The organism is Algimonas arctica, from assembly GCF_014652695.1.
Classification (GTDB): Bacteria; Pseudomonadota; Alphaproteobacteria; order Caulobacterales; family Maricaulaceae; genus Litorimonas; species Litorimonas arctica.
In genome coordinates this window covers 233,719-251,021 of the sequence record NZ_BMZH01000004.1, presented here as the reverse complement: position 1 = coordinate 251,021, position 17,303 = coordinate 233,719, and the positions used below count along the sequence as shown (strand labels likewise).

Genomic DNA, 17,303 nt, shown 5'->3' with positions numbered 1-17,303 from the left:
AACGCCGCCAGATCACAGACCTAAGCCCACGGTGGCCGTCAGCCTTGTCATTGGGTCGGAGTGTGGGCGAGACAAAGCGACATGGGACTCGTTTATACTGTGTCACTTTATACTGTGTCACTGGCCCCTGTGACGCGCGGCCCTGTCGTCGTTCGTCTCATCGGCTGAAGTTTTCTAACCATAGACTGATTAAGGCCGGATGATTTCGAACCAAAAGGGAGGCTCTTCAATTTGGCCGAAGAAGGCACGAATTTTAAGAGGGTTGCCGGAGATTTTCGCTTTTCGAGTCAGGAGCAATTTGCCCATACTTGTGTCTTTCAATAAGATGCGATCAAAGTCTGCTCGCGCGATCGTCAAGGTCGGCGCATCGTCATACCTGACGCCCATGCGGTGATGCAAAGCCCCGCCAGAGACAAACAAATACGCCGTCTCGTCTGTGTCTGTGAGGATCATGTTGATGGCGCGTCCATCCTCGGCTTCATCTGGATTGAGCCGCACGGCCATCAAATCAAAGATCATGCTGAGCGGGACGGACCGTATCGTATCGGCATTGGCGGACGTCGGAACAGGGAGGGGAGCAATACCGCCTCGTAGCTCTTGCGCGCCAGTCAGATAGAAATTTCGCCACGGACCACTTTCGCCCGCATAGGCCATTTGTGTGTAGACGTCAGCAAGGGCGTCCGCAGCAACTTGATTTTTTGGATCAGAAAAAACTAAATGATTCAATGCTGTGGCGGCGTATTTTAAATTACCTGAATTCACATCCTTCGTGGCACGGTCAATAACGGCGTCGGCGCCGCCCGCATAATCGACAAACTGTTGGCCCTCTTGGGCGGGTGTAAGCGGATCCAAATTGGCGGGGTTGCCGTCAAAAAACCCGAAGTAAAGGTTGTACTGTGCGCGGCTATTGTGACTGACTGTGCCGTAATAGTCGCGATTGGCGAAGCTACTGGCGACACGGTCAGGCATTTGGATCAGGTCAGGAATTTCGTTTATGGTGTGACCCATATTAGCCAGACGCACTGTCTGGTCATGGATAACGCGGTAGAGGTCGCGCTGCCCGGACCAGAGCTCGCGCACGTCCTCTCCGCCCCACACGGGCCAGTGATGAGAGCCAAATGAGACATCCGTTTGATCCGCATAACGCTGGATGGCTGTGTCGATATAGGTGGACCAAAGTCGGCCGTCGCGGACCTTAGCGCCGCGCGGCGTGTAAAGATTATGGAGCGTGTGATTGATAATTTCGGCCTGCATAAAGGCGCGGGCCTTGGGCAAGTAGAACATAAATTCCGACGGGGCTTCCGCGCCCTGTGTCAGCATAAATTCGATCTCAACACCGTCGACGATGTGAGTTTCGAATTCTTTGGTGATGTCGAGTGTCGGGGCGATAATGCCCGGTGTTCCTGTGCTGATCCCGGGGCCAAGGCCTGCGCCAACCATCATGGTCGGTCCTTTGGGGAGTAAGCCGCCAAACATATAGCTTGCGCGGCGGCTCATGGCGTTTCCGGCCAGAACATTCTCTGACACAGACTCAATGACGAAATTGGCGGGCGCGATGATCGGAACATCAGCCCCCTCCGGCAACACGCCGCGCACGCCCCCATAATGATCGACATGGCTATGTGTGAAAATAACGGCTGAGACGGGGCGTTCGCCAAGCGTCTCATTGACGAGTTTCATGGCCGCGGCGGCTGTTTCACGCGTAATCAGAGGGTCAACAACGATCCAGCCTGTGTCACCGCGAATAATGCTGATGTTGGACAAATCGAAGCCGCGAACTTGATAAATACCGTCTGTGACTTCGAATAGGCCGTGCATCGCATTGAGCTGTGACTGACGCCAGAGCGCGGGATGGACCGTGTCGGGGCGATCTTGTTTCAGAAAGTCAAAACTCTCCGGGTCGAAAGCCGGGATGGGCGAGCCGTCTCGTCCTGCTATCGGTAGTGAGTCTAACGTTCCGAGATAGCCGCGCTTCGCACGGTCGAAATCACGTGTATCCGTGAAATCGAGTTGGGCTTCCGCAGCCGCATATTTATCGGTCGCAAAGGGACTGATATCCTGTGCAATTGCTGGCGATGCCAACAGAAGTGCGGCGAAAAGAGTCGTTTTATTTAGCGGCAAGAGACTGTTCCTTTGTCTGAGAGGCCCAATCTTCCTTGATCATATCAGCCGCTTTTTCGCCGATCATGATCGCGGGGGCATTCGTGTTGCCGGAGACAATTTGTGGAATGACTGAGGCGTCAGCGACACGCAGGCCAGTAACACCCCGGACTCGCAAACGCGGGTCAACAACGGCGCTATCGTCATTGGCTGCGCCCATTTTACACGTTCCGACAGGATGGTAGACTGTGTCTGCGCGGGCGCGAATGTCAGCGAGGATTTCTGCGTCGTCATCGCTTTCAGCCGCATAGAGCGCTTTGCCTTTGGCGCGCTCAAAGGCTGGCGCGCGCAGAATGCGCTGTAAGAGTTTGGCTCCGCGCAACAAGGTTTGAACGTCGCGTTCGTCTTCTAGGAACGCAGGATCAATCAGCGGGTCATCTGTCGGGTCGGCACTGGCCAAGGCGACCGTACCCCGGCTGTGGGGACGCAACACGCAGACATGGCAGCTATAGCCGTGCGCCATATGCAGTTTGCGTCCGTGATCATCAACAATGGCGCGAACCATGTGGAGCTGCACATCGGGCGCGGGCTCGGTCCTGTCCGTATAGAGAAAGCCACCGCTCTCTGCGTAATTTGTCGTGAACAGTCCTTCGCGTTTGGTGCGATATTTCCACATCTCTCCGAGCATACGAAAACTACCGGCAATCGAAATGCCTAAGAGGTCTTTCATCTTGGCTTTGAAACAGAGAGTTATGTCGATGTGATCATGTAAATTTTCTCCGACAGCGGGCACATTGGCAACTTGCTCAATCCCATGCGGGGAGAGCTTATCTACGGCACCAATGCCGGACAGAAGTAAGAGCTGCGGGCTTCCAAATGCGCCACCACAGACGATAACTTCGCGCTCGCAATAAACTTCCGACGTGGCTTTCGTCCCCTTTGTAATCCGGTAACGGACGCCAATTGCAGTTCCGTCTTCGACGAGAACTTTCTCGGTGAGGGCGTGCTGGACGACGGTCAGGTTGGGACGGTCTTCAATGGGATCAAGAAAAGCGCGCGCTGTGCTCCAGCGTTCGCCGTCTTTCTGCGTGACTTCGTACATGCCGATGCCTTCTTGGGTCTCGCCATTGAAGTCGTCATTGAGCGGCAATTGCAGGGACCTTGCGGCGTCGATCAGGATGTCGTTAATTTCGGCAGGGCTACGCACCGCCGCGACATTTAATTCGCCGTCTTGTCCGTGATACGCCCCACCGCCAGCTTCGCGGTGTTCAGATTTTTTAAAATAGGGCAGGACCTCATCATAGCTCCAGCCATCTGCGCCCATCGCCGCCCAATTATCGTAATCATAGCGATTGCCGCGAATATAGATCATCGCGTTTGCGCCAGAGCTGCCGCCCAGCATTTTGCCACGCGGTTGATAGCCCTGTCGGTCGTTGAGATTCTTCTGTGGAACCGTCTCAAAGCCCCAATTGCGCGCTTTGAGCACGATATTCGCGACGGTTCCGCCGGGAATACGCACCGACCAATGTTTATGCGTACCGCCCGCTTCGAGCAGCAGAACTGAGACCGATGGGTCTTCGGTCAGGCGGTTGGCGATGGTTGCGCCGGCGCTCCCTGCGCCGACAATGATGTAATCAAAATTACCGCCGCCGCTCACCTACTTAATACCCGCCTGTTTTTTGGCCATCTTGACCATTTTCTCAGAGCCTTCATCATAAGGCGCGTGAATTCCAGCCATCAACTTGCCTTTGATTGCGTGACGGATGCCGCCCGTGGATTGATGGAAGACGCTCTTCATATGGCTAAAGGTTTCGAACCCTTTTTCACCTTGATAAGCGCCCATACCGGAGGGGCCGACGCCGCCAAAGGGCAGTTCGCTCTGCGAAATATGCCACATGGTGTCATTGGTTGAGACACCGCCAGCATGGGTTTCGAGCAGGACCCGGTCTTTTGTGGCTGCATCCTTGGTGAACAGATACAGCGCGAGGGGCCGAGCATGATCCTGGACGTAACCAATTTGATCATCGAGCGTTTCGGACGCCATAACGGGCAGGAGGGGCCCAAAAATCTCTTCCTGCATAATCTTCATATCCTCATTGACGCCTGTGACGACGGTCAGGGGGATGCGGCGTTCTTTGGCCAGCTGTTGCTTGTCGTCATTGCCAGCCACACGAATGGTGGCCCCTTTATTTTCAGCGTCTTCGAGGAGGCTTTGCAGACGCGCATAATGGGCGTCTGCGATGACTGACGTGTATTGTTCATTACCGGCAAAGGTCGGGTACATCTCTTCGGCGCGCTTGATCATCGCGTCAGAGAAAGCATTGATCTTCGCTTGCGGCATCAATGCATAGTCGGGGGCGATGCAGGTTTGGCCCGCATTCATCATTTTCCCGAGCGCGATTTGTGGGATGATATCGTCAATATTGGCGTCGCCGGCGACAATGACGGGTGACTTTCCGCCGAGTTCCAATGTGCAAGGGACAAGGTTTTCGGCCGCCGCTTTGGCGACATGTTTCGCCACACTGGTCGAGCCTGTAAAGAGCAGGTGATCAAACGCGAGGCCAGAGAAAGCCTGCGCGACATCAACGCCGCCTGTCGCCACGAAGACTTCTTCAGGGGAAAATGTTTCGTCCATCATTTTTTTGAACAAAGCCGAGAATTTTGGCGTGTATTCGCTCATCTTGACCATGACTGAATTACCCGCGCCCATGGCGCCGATCATCGGAGAGGCGGCGAGGAAGAGAGGGTAGTTCCAAGGGACGATGACGCCGACAACGCCGAGGGGCTGTGGGATAATTTCAGCGCTCGCGCCCATTTGCGCCAACTCAACCTTTTTCTTACGACGGCTCATCCACTTTTCGCCGTGCTTCAATTGGTCAGCGATTTCATTGTAGCTGGAAACAATATCGGCAAAGTCGGTTTCGAGTAATGAGCGGTTGCCGAAATCTTCGCTAATAGCGTTTTTGATGTCGTCTTCATGGGCGCGGATCACATCACGCAGCTTTTCCAAACGGGCTTTTCGGATTGACCATGCCGGGTAAGGGGTGCGTTTAAATGCCGCTTTTTGAACCGCCAGAGCGGCTTGCAAATCGGATGTCTTAAGCTTGCTTTTAGCGGCAGCCTTTTCAGGATTGATGCGGACCATGTCTCACTCCCCAATGTCGTCGGTTATATTTATTGATTGGTTGCTCAGTAGCTGAAACGAAAAGAGGTCGCAAACGACAAGCGCTTGCAACCCCTATTCACTTTTGTCGCATCCAATAGATGCGGCGGGCTTAGAACTTCGTACGAAGCGTTACACCATATTGACGCGGAGCCTCGATAAAGGCTGACCGTGATGCGCCTTGGACGGCGGTATTAAACGTAATGCCGCGGGTAATTTCATCCGTTATGTTAAGACCCCAAAATTCGATCGACACTTGCTCGTTTGGCATTGTGAATCCCATACGTGCGTTGATCTTGGTCGTCGCATTTTGGTCATCAAACGGAACGTCGCCTGTGATGACGCCGTTTGCCGCAGTTTGACCGCGCGTCGATGTCCGACGCTTAGACTGTGTCGCCAAATTGACGTTTGCCATAAAGCCCCATGCGTCACCAATTTTACCGTCATAAGTCATCCCTAAAACGGTTGAGATCTTCGGCGCGTTTGTGAGGGAACTACCACATAGGCCGAGGGCCTCTGGAATCGTCCCTCCGTCGTCACAATCGTCCCCATATGATGCGTCGGCGAAAGTGAGTCCGGCATTGACAAAGAACGTGTCTGAGAGACGGCCATTCAACTCAGCTTCAAACCCTTTGGAGCTGACGTCCTGGACATTGAAGGTCTGGAAAGCTGTTCCGGTAAATTCCAGCACTTGGAAGTCATCCATGTTTTGTAGGAACGCCGTCATGTTAAAGCGCAGACGTCCATCGGCCAGCGTTTTCTTGAAACCAAGCTCGTAAGCTTCGATCGTTTCTGACGCAAAGCGTGGATCAGCACCGCCTGCACCCGCGGATGCATCGAGGTTAAAGCCGCCCGCCTTATAACCGTGGCTGTAGGCACCAAAGATCATCAGGTCGGCTGTCGGTTCCCATGCCAGACGGGCTGTATAGACCAGCTCGTCGTCCTTGAATGTATCGTCATATTCTTCGGGTAAAAATCCAAAGGCCGAGAAGGCATCTGGAACAAACCCGGATCCAATCGCGGGGGACGCAAACGGGAAGCAGTTAAGGAAGCCACCGCCGCCGATCAGGGCGGGGTTTGTCAATAGTCCCACAGTTGCGGGACCCACAGCGGCTGTCAAAGCCCCCATCGCGCCTTGGGCCGCGGGGCTTCCCGCCCCGGCGGCGGACGCTGTCGCCAGGAAGGTTGCCGCAGCGAGACAGCTGTTGCCGCCGGCAGCTATTTGGTCATAACTTCCGTCCTTCGTGTCATCAACATAGCGAAGACCGAGTGTTAAATCGACCGTATCTGTGACTGAGAAGATATTGTGCGTGAAAACCGAAAAGCTCGACGCATCCTGCTCAAACCGATTTTGCGCAAATTGACCGTCTGCAGAGAGCGGGGCGAACACCGGGTTGGCGACTCCAGCTTGCAGTTGTTGGATGAATGCTCCGGCGCCTGCATAAAGGCTGAGGAAGGCGGGCGCTACAGGCCCAATCGGGAAATTCGCTTCGCCAACGGAAGTGCTATAGTCTGCGCCAAGGCCGAGCGTGAATTCCTCAATGATATCTTCTTGGGCGTAGAAACCCCCGATGAGCCAGTCGAGGCGGCCATCAAAGGCTTCGCCTTGAAGGCGAGCTTCAGCGGTGAATGTCTTGATGTCATCAAACGAGCCACGATTGGCGGCAGGGACGGTTTCGCCAGCGACTGTATATTGCAGACTGCCATTGAAATCATCCTGAACTGAATTGCCTAAGAAATCAGAGTAAGAAAGAATGACTGTCGCAGTCGCGCCGCCGAAATCATGGTTCAATTCGCCTGAAACATTAAAGCTCTCGACCTGATTGACAAATTCCTGACTGTTAAAAACCTGAGCTTCGAGCGAGTCCTCAAACCCAACTTGCGGGAAAAGACGGTCGCGCGTCGCGTCGGATAGGTTCGGGCTGGTCGAGAGGGTGACAGCGGCACAACAATTCTCGTCCACATCTTGATAATCCGCGATCAAACGGAAGCTGGTTGCGTCTGTCGGCTCCCAAAGTGCTTGCCCCCGCAGAATGAACCGATCCCGATTGTGACTCTCAGCCCCTGGGACGACACTCGATGTTAGGAAGCCATCGCGCTGACGGAATGAGCCTGTCGCGCGGAAAGCGAGGTTGTCGCCGGCGGGGAGGTTGATGCCCGCCTGCACACTGGCCATATTGTAGTTGCCATAGGTAAAGTCTGCAAACCCGCCAAATTCACCCAGTTCAGGGGCTTTAGTGCGAATATTCAAAGCGCCTGCTGTCACGTTGCGACCAAATAGTGTGCCTTGTGGACCGCGCAGCATTTCAATCGCTTCAATGTCCACCATTTCGCCGAGCGCGATGCCGGGACGGGATTGATAGACACCATCAATGAAGACGCCAACCGCGGATTCAAGACCGATGTTGTTACCCGTCGTGCCAACGCCGCGAATACGGATCGATGTCCCTTGGGTCTCGGTCTGTGATGACTGGATGTTAAAGCCGGATGCGACCGATGCCAAATCCTGAATGTTGGTAACACCTTGGCGTTCCAGTTGGACGGGATTGATAACCGTCACAGCAATTGGAACGTCTTGAACATCGCTGGCGCGGCGTGTGGCCTGTACGATGATGACATCTTCGACGAACCGATCCCCGTCGCCATTGTCTTGGGCAAAGGCTGGGCTGACGAGCATTGACGATGCTAGAAGTGCGGACGCAATTCGGCTGATATGTTGCATGTGATGTTTCTCCCCGAGCGTTTTACGCTCAACTATAATTGTATTGGGGTGTATTCACCCTCACTATGACTATAGCGCGGCTTGTGCGCCTGTCACGCTTTCCCGTAAATTTTTGTTGCACATCTGTGATATATAGAGAGAAATTGTGTCGTCAGGGACACACTGACAGCGCTGTCTTAGGAAAATAATGCGTTTGGCCTGACGGTGGGCTAGGCGGGATCACGTCTAATATGGTTGCCAAGCGCGCTGACTATGGCGGCAGAGCGCTTGCTGAGTCGCGGTTCGCAGGCGGAAATTTGGCTATAGCGCCGGCGGAGCTTTCCGAGTGCGTCGCCTGTTTTTTCACGAAGAGCTAACTCCATACGGTCATATCCCGCTGCCATTGCGCCAGCGGCGGTCGGCAAGGTGGCAACGCCAGAAGATATTCGGCGCGAATGGGTTGCGTATTGGCGTTTATACCCATCAGTTCCAGGACCCAAATCAATCACGCCATATCCCAAGTCTGGGGCGGCATCTATCATCGCTTCGAGGAGTTGTATGCCGGGCGCATAAGTGAGGAAATCGGGGTCATAACCAACAATCCAACTATGGAATACACGCCCATCCGTCAGGCCCAGATCACACGCCGCGATCCGGTTGCCAAAATATAGCACATGCAAATCGGCGCGCAGGGGCGCGTTGGGTCCGCGTTCCCATAAATCCTTGAGGATGCCAGAGGTGCCATCATTCGCGAGGACGTCGAACTTTCCGGTTTCATCGAACTTATCCCGCTTCCAGCCCATTAGAGCCTGATAAGCATCAACATCGCGACTTTGCGTGACGATCCGGCGCGGGCCGATATCCTCTTCGGTATTACGGATGCGGCGGCGTGTTGATTTTAGATGACGGCGATAACTGCCATCTCGTGCGCCGCGCCAGTCCTCGGGAAGACCGATTTCCATCCGGCATGTTTCGTCTCCGTCCGGAGACGGCATTGCAGAATAATGAAATGCGCCGACAGCCTGCTCAGCCAAAAGATTTTCGATCGTGATGTCGGTTTCGGGCGCAGCAATGATGGTCTGATAATCAGACAAAGGCGCACCCGAAGGCCGAGCGAATGTGCCTCCTTGCCACGGAAGTAACGCGACGAGCGCGCCATCTTGCCGGGCCAAAGTTACGCGTCCCCCGCCTTGATGACGATTCACACAATCATGATAATCAGGGTGATGGTAAGGGCTTTCTAGAGCCGGGTTTGCATCGCGCAGCGCCGTCCATGCGGCAAAATCTTCAGCCGAAATATCACTAAAATCAAGTGTTTCAATGTTGAATGCGACTGCCATCTTAGGTGCCATACCCGATAAGCGCTAAAGCGATCTTAAAGTCGGTCTGTTTGAGCGCAGAATTTCCAATACCGAATAGCATGTAATGAGAGATGTTCGCTTGCCCTGTCGACATTCACTCGCAAAAGAGCCTGTATGAGCGAGCAACATCATCACGGTCATGACCATTCTGGTGGGCATAGTCATGCACCAAAGGTCAATGCGACGAACCGACGGCGCGTCGGTCTTGCGGCCATCCTGACCGGACTGTTTGTGATCGTCGAAATCGTTGGCGGCCTGGTGTCTGGATCTCTCGCTTTAATTGCGGATGCCGGCCATATGGTGACAGATTTCGCGGCGCTAGCAATGGCATGGGGCGGTTTCGTGATTGCGCAACGGCCTGCCAATTGGCGGCATACATTTGGCTATGACCGATTTTCGATCCTCGTGGCTTTCGTCAACGGGATTACCTTGTTTGCGGTCGCGGTTTGGATCGTCTGGGAAGCGGCGCACCGCCTGACAGCGCCAGGCGAGGTGTTGGCGGGTCCTATGCTTTATGTCGCCATTGCCGGATTGTTGGTCAATGTCTTCGTGTTCTGGGTGTTGATGGGCGCAGATCGAGATAATCTAAACATCCGCGGGGCGATGCTGCATGTGTTGGGCGACTTACTCGGTAGCGTGGCGGCCATTCTGGCGGCGCTAATTATTATGACCACGGGCTGGGTCGCGGCTGACCCGATCCTATCCGTTTTGGTCGCATTGCTGATCTTGAAATCAGCGTGGGGGCTGGTGAAAGACAGCGCTCATATCCTGTTAGAGGGCGCGCCAGATGGAGTCGATACGCGCGCAATAGCGGCAGACTTGGTCGAGTCTATCGACGGACTTAATGGCGTCGAGCATATCCATGCGTGGTGCATCACACCGGAACGACCGATGTTAACGTTGGATGCCTATGTGGACGAGGGCGTCCGTCTTGGCCCGATCAACAGCGCGATAAAAGCGCGGTTACAGAATGCATTCGGTATCGATCACGCGACCGTAGATGTGATGCGTCGCTCAGACACCGCAACTCGCACTGACATATAAAAAAAGGCGCGGCCTAGCCGCCGAGCCCCATCCGTTCCCGATAACGCCTGACAAATTCGGCCTGCTCATGGGTCTTGCCGTGAACTTCTGCGACAGCGTTCATCATGTCGGCCAGACGGCGCGCATCGTCTTTGCCGATGGCAGGGAGTAAAATATCGACCATGGGAAAAAGTGTGGCTTCGGGCAGGATGATATCATCATGCACCAATTCCATTTGGCGGGTGATGCCGTCGGCGTCATCAGCCTCCATCTGCATATGTAAAACGAGTTGGCGCTCAATCCGCGCGCGTTCTCTCGACGACAGACGGCGGTCTTCGCTCATGCGGGAAATGGACAGCATCAACACGGTCGCTGCTTCGACAGGCGTTTCGACCAAAGCCATACCCCGCCGATTGACCGCCCGGCGATGGCGGTTGCGACGCGGCATGTTGGACAGGGTTTGTGCCGCGTCGATGACTTCGCCCGCACCGCGCCCCATGCGATTGAGCCAGAACATCACGCCGAGCGCCGTGCCAATGATCAGAACAATAATGTGCATATTAGAAGTTTAGCGTCCTAACGGCAGGTTGCATAGGGACCCATGTCGACATGAAAGTGATTGCGGTGGGCCGCATTATAATCTGGTGACAAGGTTGTGTTGAACACACGGCAGGCTTGTTGTTTTGCCTCACGGAGGAATTTGCGGTGTTTTTTATTATCTGAATTCCAACCCGATAAGACTGTGATGAGCGTCCCGTCGGCGAGTTCAAACCCGGCAATATCCCACGCATTAGCAAAGGCATGTTCGCTCCACCGACCTGAGCCATTGCCGCGTTGTTTGCGACAGGAATAGCTACCCATATGATGGATTTTGGAGAGCGGTTGGTCGAAGCGGTCCTGCGCGAGCGCGTCCACTTCACGCAGCCAAAGATAGGTCGCGACTGAAAGCGGACATTGCATGTTGGCTTCACCGGGCGCGAGCACGGCGTCGCCCTTGCCATACACTAGCCGCGCGACATCCCACCCGCACGGCGATGTCGCGTCTTTCGGCTCAGACGGAATGCTCTCAAAAGTCTCAATGTTGCGCGCGAGGCTCATACAGACATCGCTCGGCGAGACAGAAAGACGTAAAATCTGCCCGCGCGTCGCTATGCCGATGGGGCGCTCAGGATCGAGAGGACGCCACGGTAAATGCTCATTTGGCACGATCCGGTTAAGGGTCCAAGCCGTCGTGAGTAGGACCGCGATAACGGCGATGATTTTGACCCGGCGAATGATCAGCGTCTTATCCATTGAGGCAGACAACTTGGGCAATCCGTCGATCCCGACGCAGTCTGTCTGCTTGTAACGCATAGCCTTTGAGGTCGAGTGGTACGGCAGGGCTGTTGGTCGGGGCGATAACGCGGCTCAAATTACGGGGGGAGACGGTATAGATGCGGCCCCGGCGCGGGGTTTCCGCCGCGACGACGCCGATCAATTCACCATCTTTGTCTAGAACGGGTCCGCCCGACAGACCGCCCAATGAGCCCATCAGTCCTCGGGATCGGCTGAGTTCAGACCAGATCAAAACACTTTCATCTGTGCGGTATCGTCCCCGCACTTGCATCCGACCGCGCGATAGTAAGGAGGCCACGACTTCCCCCGGGTGGCCTTGCGGGTAGCCAAAGAAAAACCCTGTTTCTCCGACTGTACGCGGGGTGTCGAGGTCAGTCGGAAGCGGCGTCCGTGTCCATCCGGTCGTGAGCCGCGCAAGATCTGTATCTTGAAAAATTTCCGTGCGGTCGATGCGTAAGAGCTGTCGCGATGTGACTTTAATTCCAATATTCTGGCAACTATCGACGACATGACGCGCCGTGACCCATTCGCCATCATTCGTGCTGGCAAAAGCCGTTCCGATGCCGGATTTGGGTTCATCAATCTGAACCAAAATACGTTCGTCACGCGGGCTTTCTGACGGCAGCAACGGACCAAGGTCGGGGAGCGGCGGCGCCGGTGTGATGGTCGGTTTATCCCAATTGGCATAAGCCACCATTGCGATAACAATGCCGAGATAAATCAACCAGTCTGGAATGAGACCTTTCACGGATTAGCCAGCGATTGCGAACGCCAGAACAATAGATCCGGCCAGTTTAAACGCCGCCAAAACTAAAGCCGGAGCGGCGATATCGCGTTCGATCAAATCGGGGATGCCGCGAAAAATCATATCCGTCATGCGGAAGAGAAAGAGCTGTAAGGCAACCGAGAGCGTGCCCCACATAGCAACGTCGAGGATTGACACTTTATAGATAAGACAAGCGGCGAGGGGCAGGGACAGCGCAATAATAAGCGACGACAAATGGATCGCTGCGGCCATATTGCCTTCGCTCACAAGCGCGAATTCATTGTGCGGCGTCAACTTGATATAGATGTAGAGCGCAATCACGAAAATCGCCGCCACGGCGAGCAAGTAGAATACGAGCAGTGGAAATCCCTGCGCGAGACTGTCAAAAACGGACGTCATGCCGATCCTATACCTCCGTGAACGCTCCCCATAAGCGTGTCGCGGACAGGGCGGATCGGCGCAAGGGGAAAAGGGGGCTTTAGCGGGAATTTCTAATTTTCGCGGGGATGCCTGACGGATTTTAGGTCTTCATTGCCCTTCATTGCACGGTCCTCACATGGTCTTTGACAGAATGAACCAAAGGCAAACCCACCATATGTCCATTTCATTCGTGATATGCTTGGTCAATTTCACGTCATGACGGCGCCATCGCTTCATTCCGCGTTGAAACCTCTTTCGCGCTGCAGTAGGGCCGATGCACAGACTCACAAACGGAGACCCCCTATGGCACGCGCCAAAATTGCTCTTATCGGAGCCGGCATGATCGGCGGAACATTGGCTCACATTGCGGCTCGGGAAGAGCTGGGTGATGTGGTCTTGTTCGATATTTTCGAAGGCACAGCCAAAGGCAAAGCGCTCGATTTAGCCGAAGCGGCTCCTGTATTTGGGAAAGACTGCAATCTTAAAGGCACAAGCGATTATGCCGATATTGCCGGCGCGGACGTTGTCATCATTACGGCGGGCTTCCCGCGTAAACCCGGCATGGACCGCAGCGAGCTGATCGGTAAAAACCTCGGCGTGATCAAACAGGTCGCCGAAGGCGTCAAAGAACATGCGCCCAAAGCGTTTGTGATCTGCATCACCAACCCGCTCGACGCGATGGTCTGGGCGTTTCAGAAGTTCTCTGGTCTACAGCCGCGCAAAGTCGTCGGAATGGCGGGCGTTCTGGATAGCGCGCGCTTCCGTCACTTCCTCGCCGATGAGTTCAAATGTTCTGTCGAAGATGTTCACGCGTCCGTCTTGGGCGGTCATGGCGATACAATGGTGCCTTTGGTGCGTTACTCCACGGTTGCCGGTGTGCCTCTGCCGGACCTGATCAAAATGAAATGGACTACACAAGAACGGATCGACGCGATCGTTGACCGAACCCGCAATGGTGGCGGCGAGATCGTCGGCCTGCTTGGCAATGGCTCAGCTTTCTACGCGCCGGCTGAAAGCGCGATCGAAATGGCGACGGCTTATTTGCGCGATAAGAAGCGCATCCTGCCGTGTGCGGTTCGCCTCTCGGGTCAAATCGCAGGCGTTCGCGGCCTTTACGTTGGTGCGCCAGCGATGATCGGTGCGCGCGGTGTCGAAAAGGTGATGAATATTCGCCTCAAAGCCGATGAGCGCGAAATGTTCATGAAGTCGGTTGCTGCGGTCGAGAAAATCATCGCCGATTGCCAGGAAATGGAACCTAGTCTCAAAGACTAATGTTCTCACTTTAGATAAGAAAAAGCCCGGCCATTGAGCCGGGCTTTTTTGTCGGGGGACGATGGTTACCGTACACTCGGATGTTGCGATCCGAACCGCAGGTCCTGGTCAATCGTGACAGGCGCGACATTACCGTTTCGGCGGGCCTCATAGACCTGCATGTTTTCCATCACGCGTTGGACATAATTACGGGTTTCAGAAAACGGGATTTGTTCGACCCAATCGATCGGATCAATCTGCCCTGTGCGCGGATCACCATTCCGTTCGATCCACTGACGGACCCGTCGCGGTCCCGCATTATAGGCAACAGCGGCCATGATATAGGAGCCGTCAAAGTCCTCCAACAGGTCATGCAAATGTAGCGCGCCCATACGGGCGGCGTAATCGCGGTCTGTAATCAGGCGGTCACGATCATAGGGAATGCGGTGTCGTCGCGCTGTTGCACTGGCCGTCGCATTGATCATCTGCATCATGCCGAACGCACTGGCGGATGAGACGGCATTGGCGGCGAATTCGCTTTCCTGTCGGGCAATGGCATAGACAAAGGGAATGTCGAACTCTGCCCCGAGCGCTTCAATCGGTGCAACGATGGGATAGCCATTCTCCGTCAGCATGGACTGGAACCGTCCGGCTTGTTTCGCCGCACGAATAGAGGGACGCATAAAGCTGTAATCGGCGCTCACTTGGCTGAGTAACGCCAATTCATCGAGCGATTCCAAATCATCATCGAGCGCATAGGCGAATGTTGAAAAATACCGCTCTTCGCCCGCTTCGCCGAGCAGGCGTAGCGCTTTCACGCGCGGGTCCGCTTCAAATCGTTGCCGAGCTTGAGGCGAAATCATCTGCGGGGGGAGTGTCAGGCGCGCCGTCTGTCCTTGCAAACGTTTTGTCGCCAGCTGCCCGTAATAGGTGTTCGGATATTTTGCCGCAGCCGCATAGGCTTGGTCGCGTCGTGGGTCGTTCAACGGTTCCATTGCGCGGCCTTGCCAATAATGAGCGCGGGACAAGCTTATAGGGGTTGTGACCCCGGATTCGAGACGCTGAAACCGCTCTAAGGCGACACCGGGTTGCCCAAGTTTCGTGAGCGCAAGCCATCCGCCCAGAAATTCAGACTCAAAGAAAGGGGCACCGCTGGTGGCGCCGCTGAACTCTGTCATCCGGTACGCTTCGGCCCAACGCTGATCCCCCATCAACCAATAGGCCATGAGTTTCTTTTCTGCCCACATGCGCTCTTGCCCGTTTTCAGTCGTCGGGGGAGAGCCGATTTGTAAATAGACAGGCAGCGCATAATCATTGCTCTTACGCTTACGCCGCCAGCGGGCGCGTTCGAACAAGAACCCTGCATCATTGACGCGGTTCGCGGGAATCGCATCAACGGCAGCGTTGATGTTTCGGCCATTGGACGCCAATTCCATTCGGGCTTCCATCACAGCCCGCTCCTCGCGGTTCATGTGTGGGAGAAGCGCCTTCGCATTGCTGAAATGTCGTGATCCGAGCCAGATTAAATGATCGGCCCGTGCGACATGGTCCTGTTCGCTCAAACGTGACCGGTATTCTTGAAACAAATCGCGTTGCACATCGCGGGAAAGCCGGGCGTCTCGCCACGCAGATTTTAACCATCGGTCAGCTTGGTCGCGGTCGCCCGCTTGGTAAAGGGCGCGCGCCAAAGCGGCGCGTCCTTCGCCGGAAACGGGCTCTTTGCCGTTGAACCATTCGAGGGTGCGGCGTGAGGACAAAGGATCATCGAATAGACGGGCTTCGGCTTTAGCTTGAATGGACACCATACGCGGCCAATCAGACAAATCATGAACGACATAGGTCAGCCAATCCGTGGGCACATTGGGATCACGCTCCGACCGAACCCAGCGGAGGAGATCCTTCGCGGTCGGGTCTTGGATCGAGTCCTTGGCTTTCTTGAGCTCTCGCCAATCGCCGTCACCGGCCGCAGATAAACCACGCCGAAGATAGATGGCGTCCAACGGGCTGAGGTATTCCGAGAGGGCCGGGGGGGCGGGTTTGAGTCGTGGCAGCGGCACAACGCGGGTTTGAAAGTTATTCTGAGCGCTATTTTGGGCAACAGCCGGAGTCGCTATTAATGGGGCTAACCCCAAAACCAGACATAAAAACAATGTCTTCACCCAAACAGCTCCTTGAAATTGCACCATAACGACCCAACTTTCGCCATGCTTGCCGAGTAACTGCCATGCTTGCAAGAGGGATGACAATCGGCCAAAGCGCGGCAAATAGCCTGCGTTCAACTCGGCTACAGGAAAGGCGAATATCGTGAAAGGGTCCATCACAGCCTTGGTAACTCCGTTCACCAAGGACGGCCTCGATGAGCAGGCCTTTCAAGATCATGTCGAATGGCAAATTGCCTCCGGCACACACGGTCTTGTGCCATGCGGAACTACGGGCGAAAGCGCGACACTGACGCATGAAGAACACAAGCGGGTCATCCGTCTTTGTGTCGAAGCGGCTGCGGGTCGCGTCCCTGTTATTGCGGGGGCGGGGTCGAACGAAACGCGTGTCTCGATTGAATACGCTCAAGTTGCGAAAGACTGTGGCGCGGATGCGGCGCTTGTTGTTGCGCCCTATTATAATAAGCCGAGCCAGGAAGGCATCTTCCAACATTTCAAAGCGATCTCAGACTCCGTCGATATTCCAATCGTCGTTTATAATATCCCGGGCCGAAGCGTCGTCGATATCACAAACGAAACCATGGGACGTCTGGCCCAGCTGAAACATGTGATTGGCTGCAAGGATGCGACGGGGGATATTGGCCGCGTTCAAGGTCTGACTGACCGCTGCGGCGCTGATTTCATCCAGCTTTCAGGGGATGACCCAACAGCGCTGGCGCATTTTGTTCATGGTGGCTGCGGCACGATCAGTGTTGGGTCTAACGTGGCGCCAAAACAATATGCGGATTTTCATAACGCAATGCTCGCCGGTGACTTTGTGCTGGCGCGCGAATTGAACGCGACGTTGGACCGCTTGCACAAAGATTTATTTCTCGACCCGAGCCCCGGTCCCGCTAAATATGTGCTGACGCTTTTGGGTCGTATGACTGAACATGTCCGCTTACCCATGACGCCGTGTGGTGAGGAGACAAAAGCAAAAGTCCGGTCAGCCATGATTCGCGCCGGGATCGATCTTTAACGTGGC

At 55.0% G+C, this 17,303-nt stretch carries 13 protein-coding genes; 3 read left to right on the top strand and 10 right to left on the bottom strand.

Features of this window, described 5'->3' with window-relative positions; all coding sequences use genetic code 11:
• Window positions 1-189: 189 nt before the first annotated feature.
• The 5 genes from IE105_RS06960 to IE105_RS06940 all read right to left on the bottom strand — a co-directional run bounded on the left by IE105_RS06960 (window position 190) and on the right by IE105_RS06940 (window position 9,304).
• Entirely contained in the window at window positions 190-2,121 is a 1,932-nt protein-coding gene (locus IE105_RS06960; protein ID WP_189496801.1) for an alkyl/aryl-sulfatase, read from the bottom strand.
• On the bottom strand, window positions 2,108-3,757 hold the full coding sequence (locus IE105_RS06955; RefSeq protein ID WP_189496799.1) for a GMC family oxidoreductase: 1,650 nt from the start codon (window positions 3,755-3,757) through the stop codon (window positions 2,108-2,110). The genes IE105_RS06960 and IE105_RS06955 overlap by 14 nt, the downstream gene beginning before the upstream one ends.
• Window positions 3,758-5,245 carry a coniferyl aldehyde dehydrogenase gene (locus IE105_RS06950; protein ID WP_189496797.1) on the bottom strand — a complete coding sequence of 496 codons (1,488 nt, stop codon included), beginning with the start codon at window positions 5,243-5,245 and terminating at the stop codon, window positions 3,758-3,760.
• A gap of 130 nt (window positions 5,246-5,375) precedes the next feature.
• Window positions 5,376-7,985 (bottom strand): TonB-dependent receptor, encoded by a 2,610-nt coding sequence (locus tag IE105_RS06945; protein ID WP_189496795.1) that lies wholly within the window; start codon window positions 7,983-7,985, stop codon window positions 5,376-5,378.
• 209 nt (window positions 7,986-8,194) lie between these two features.
• On the bottom strand, window positions 8,195-9,304 hold the full coding sequence (locus IE105_RS06940) for a GNAT family N-acetyltransferase (RefSeq protein ID WP_189496793.1): 1,110 nt from the start codon (window positions 9,302-9,304) through the stop codon (window positions 8,195-8,197).
• Window positions 9,305-9,439: 135 nt separating this feature from the next.
• Between IE105_RS06940 and IE105_RS06935 the strand changes: the two genes are divergently transcribed.
• Window positions 9,440-10,369, top strand: coding sequence for a cation diffusion facilitator family transporter (locus tag IE105_RS06935; RefSeq protein WP_189496791.1), 930 nt, complete (start codon window positions 9,440-9,442; stop codon window positions 10,367-10,369).
• A 13-nt stretch (window positions 10,370-10,382) separates the two neighbouring features.
• Here the strand turns inward: IE105_RS06935 and IE105_RS06930 are convergent, their stop codons facing one another.
• The 4 genes from IE105_RS06930 to IE105_RS06915 are packed head-to-tail and all read right to left on the bottom strand — an operon-like array spanning window position 10,383 to window position 12,848.
• Complete coding sequence (locus IE105_RS06930) at window positions 10,383-10,907, bottom strand: tellurite resistance TerB family protein (protein WP_189496790.1); 525 nt, start codon at window positions 10,905-10,907, stop codon at window positions 10,383-10,385.
• A 17-nt stretch (window positions 10,908-10,924) separates the two neighbouring features.
• Window positions 10,925-11,641, bottom strand: a complete 717-nt coding sequence (locus IE105_RS06925; RefSeq protein ID WP_189496789.1) for an extensin-like domain-containing protein — start codon at window positions 11,639-11,641, stop codon at window positions 10,925-10,927.
• Window positions 11,634-12,431: a S1 family peptidase gene (locus tag IE105_RS06920; protein WP_189496787.1), complete on the bottom strand. Its 798-nt coding sequence runs from the start codon at window positions 12,429-12,431 to the stop codon at window positions 11,634-11,636. The genes IE105_RS06925 and IE105_RS06920 overlap by 8 nt, the downstream gene beginning before the upstream one ends.
• Window positions 12,432-12,434: 3 nt before the next feature.
• Entirely contained in the window at window positions 12,435-12,848 is a 414-nt protein-coding gene (locus IE105_RS06915; protein WP_189496785.1) for a DUF350 domain-containing protein, read from the bottom strand.
• Window positions 12,849-13,172: 324 nt separating this feature from the next.
• Between IE105_RS06915 and mdh the strand changes: the two genes are divergently transcribed.
• Entirely contained in the window at window positions 13,173-14,141 is a 969-nt protein-coding gene (gene mdh / locus IE105_RS06910) for a malate dehydrogenase (RefSeq protein ID WP_189496783.1), read from the top strand.
• A 65-nt stretch (window positions 14,142-14,206) separates the two neighbouring features.
• On the opposite strand, the gene IE105_RS06905 is transcribed toward mdh, so the two are convergent.
• The gene (locus tag IE105_RS06905) at window positions 14,207-16,438 is read right to left on the bottom strand and encodes a lytic transglycosylase domain-containing protein (RefSeq protein ID WP_233354035.1); all 2,232 of its coding nucleotides are present in this window, start codon (window positions 16,436-16,438) and stop codon (window positions 14,207-14,209) included.
• Between IE105_RS06905 and dapA the strand changes: the two genes are divergently transcribed.
• Window positions 16,422-17,297 (top strand): 4-hydroxy-tetrahydrodipicolinate synthase, encoded by an 876-nt coding sequence (gene dapA, locus IE105_RS06900; protein WP_189496878.1) that lies wholly within the window; start codon window positions 16,422-16,424, stop codon window positions 17,295-17,297. The genes IE105_RS06905 and dapA overlap by 17 nt on opposite strands.
• Window positions 17,298-17,303 lie beyond the last annotated feature (6 nt).

Coding starts and splice junctions, on each gene's coding strand:
- IE105_RS06930 (WP_189496790.1), bottom strand. CDS start 10,907: ATGCACATTATTGTTCTGATCATTGGCACGGCGCTCGGCGTGATGTTC.
- IE105_RS06940 (WP_189496793.1), bottom strand. CDS start 9,304: ATGGCAGTCGCATTCAACATTGAAACACTTGATTTTAGTGATATTTCG.
- IE105_RS06925 (WP_189496789.1), bottom strand. CDS start 11,641: ATGGATAAGACGCTGATCATTCGCCGGGTCAAAATCATCGCCGTTATC.
- IE105_RS06950 (WP_189496797.1), bottom strand. CDS start 5,245: ATGGTCCGCATCAATCCTGAAAAGGCTGCCGCTAAAAGCAAGCTTAAG.
- IE105_RS06945 (WP_189496795.1), bottom strand. CDS start 7,985: ATGCAACATATCAGCCGAATTGCGTCCGCACTTCTAGCATCGTCAATG.
- IE105_RS06915 (WP_189496785.1), bottom strand. CDS start 12,848: ATGACGTCCGTTTTTGACAGTCTCGCGCAGGGATTTCCACTGCTCGTA.
- mdh (WP_189496783.1), top strand. CDS start 13,173: ATGGCACGCGCCAAAATTGCTCTTATCGGAGCCGGCATGATCGGCGGA.
- IE105_RS06905 (WP_233354035.1), bottom strand. CDS start 16,438: ATGGACCCTTTCACGATATTCGCCTTTCCTGTAGCCGAGTTGAACGCA.
- IE105_RS06935 (WP_189496791.1), top strand. CDS start 9,440: ATGAGCGAGCAACATCATCACGGTCATGACCATTCTGGTGGGCATAGT.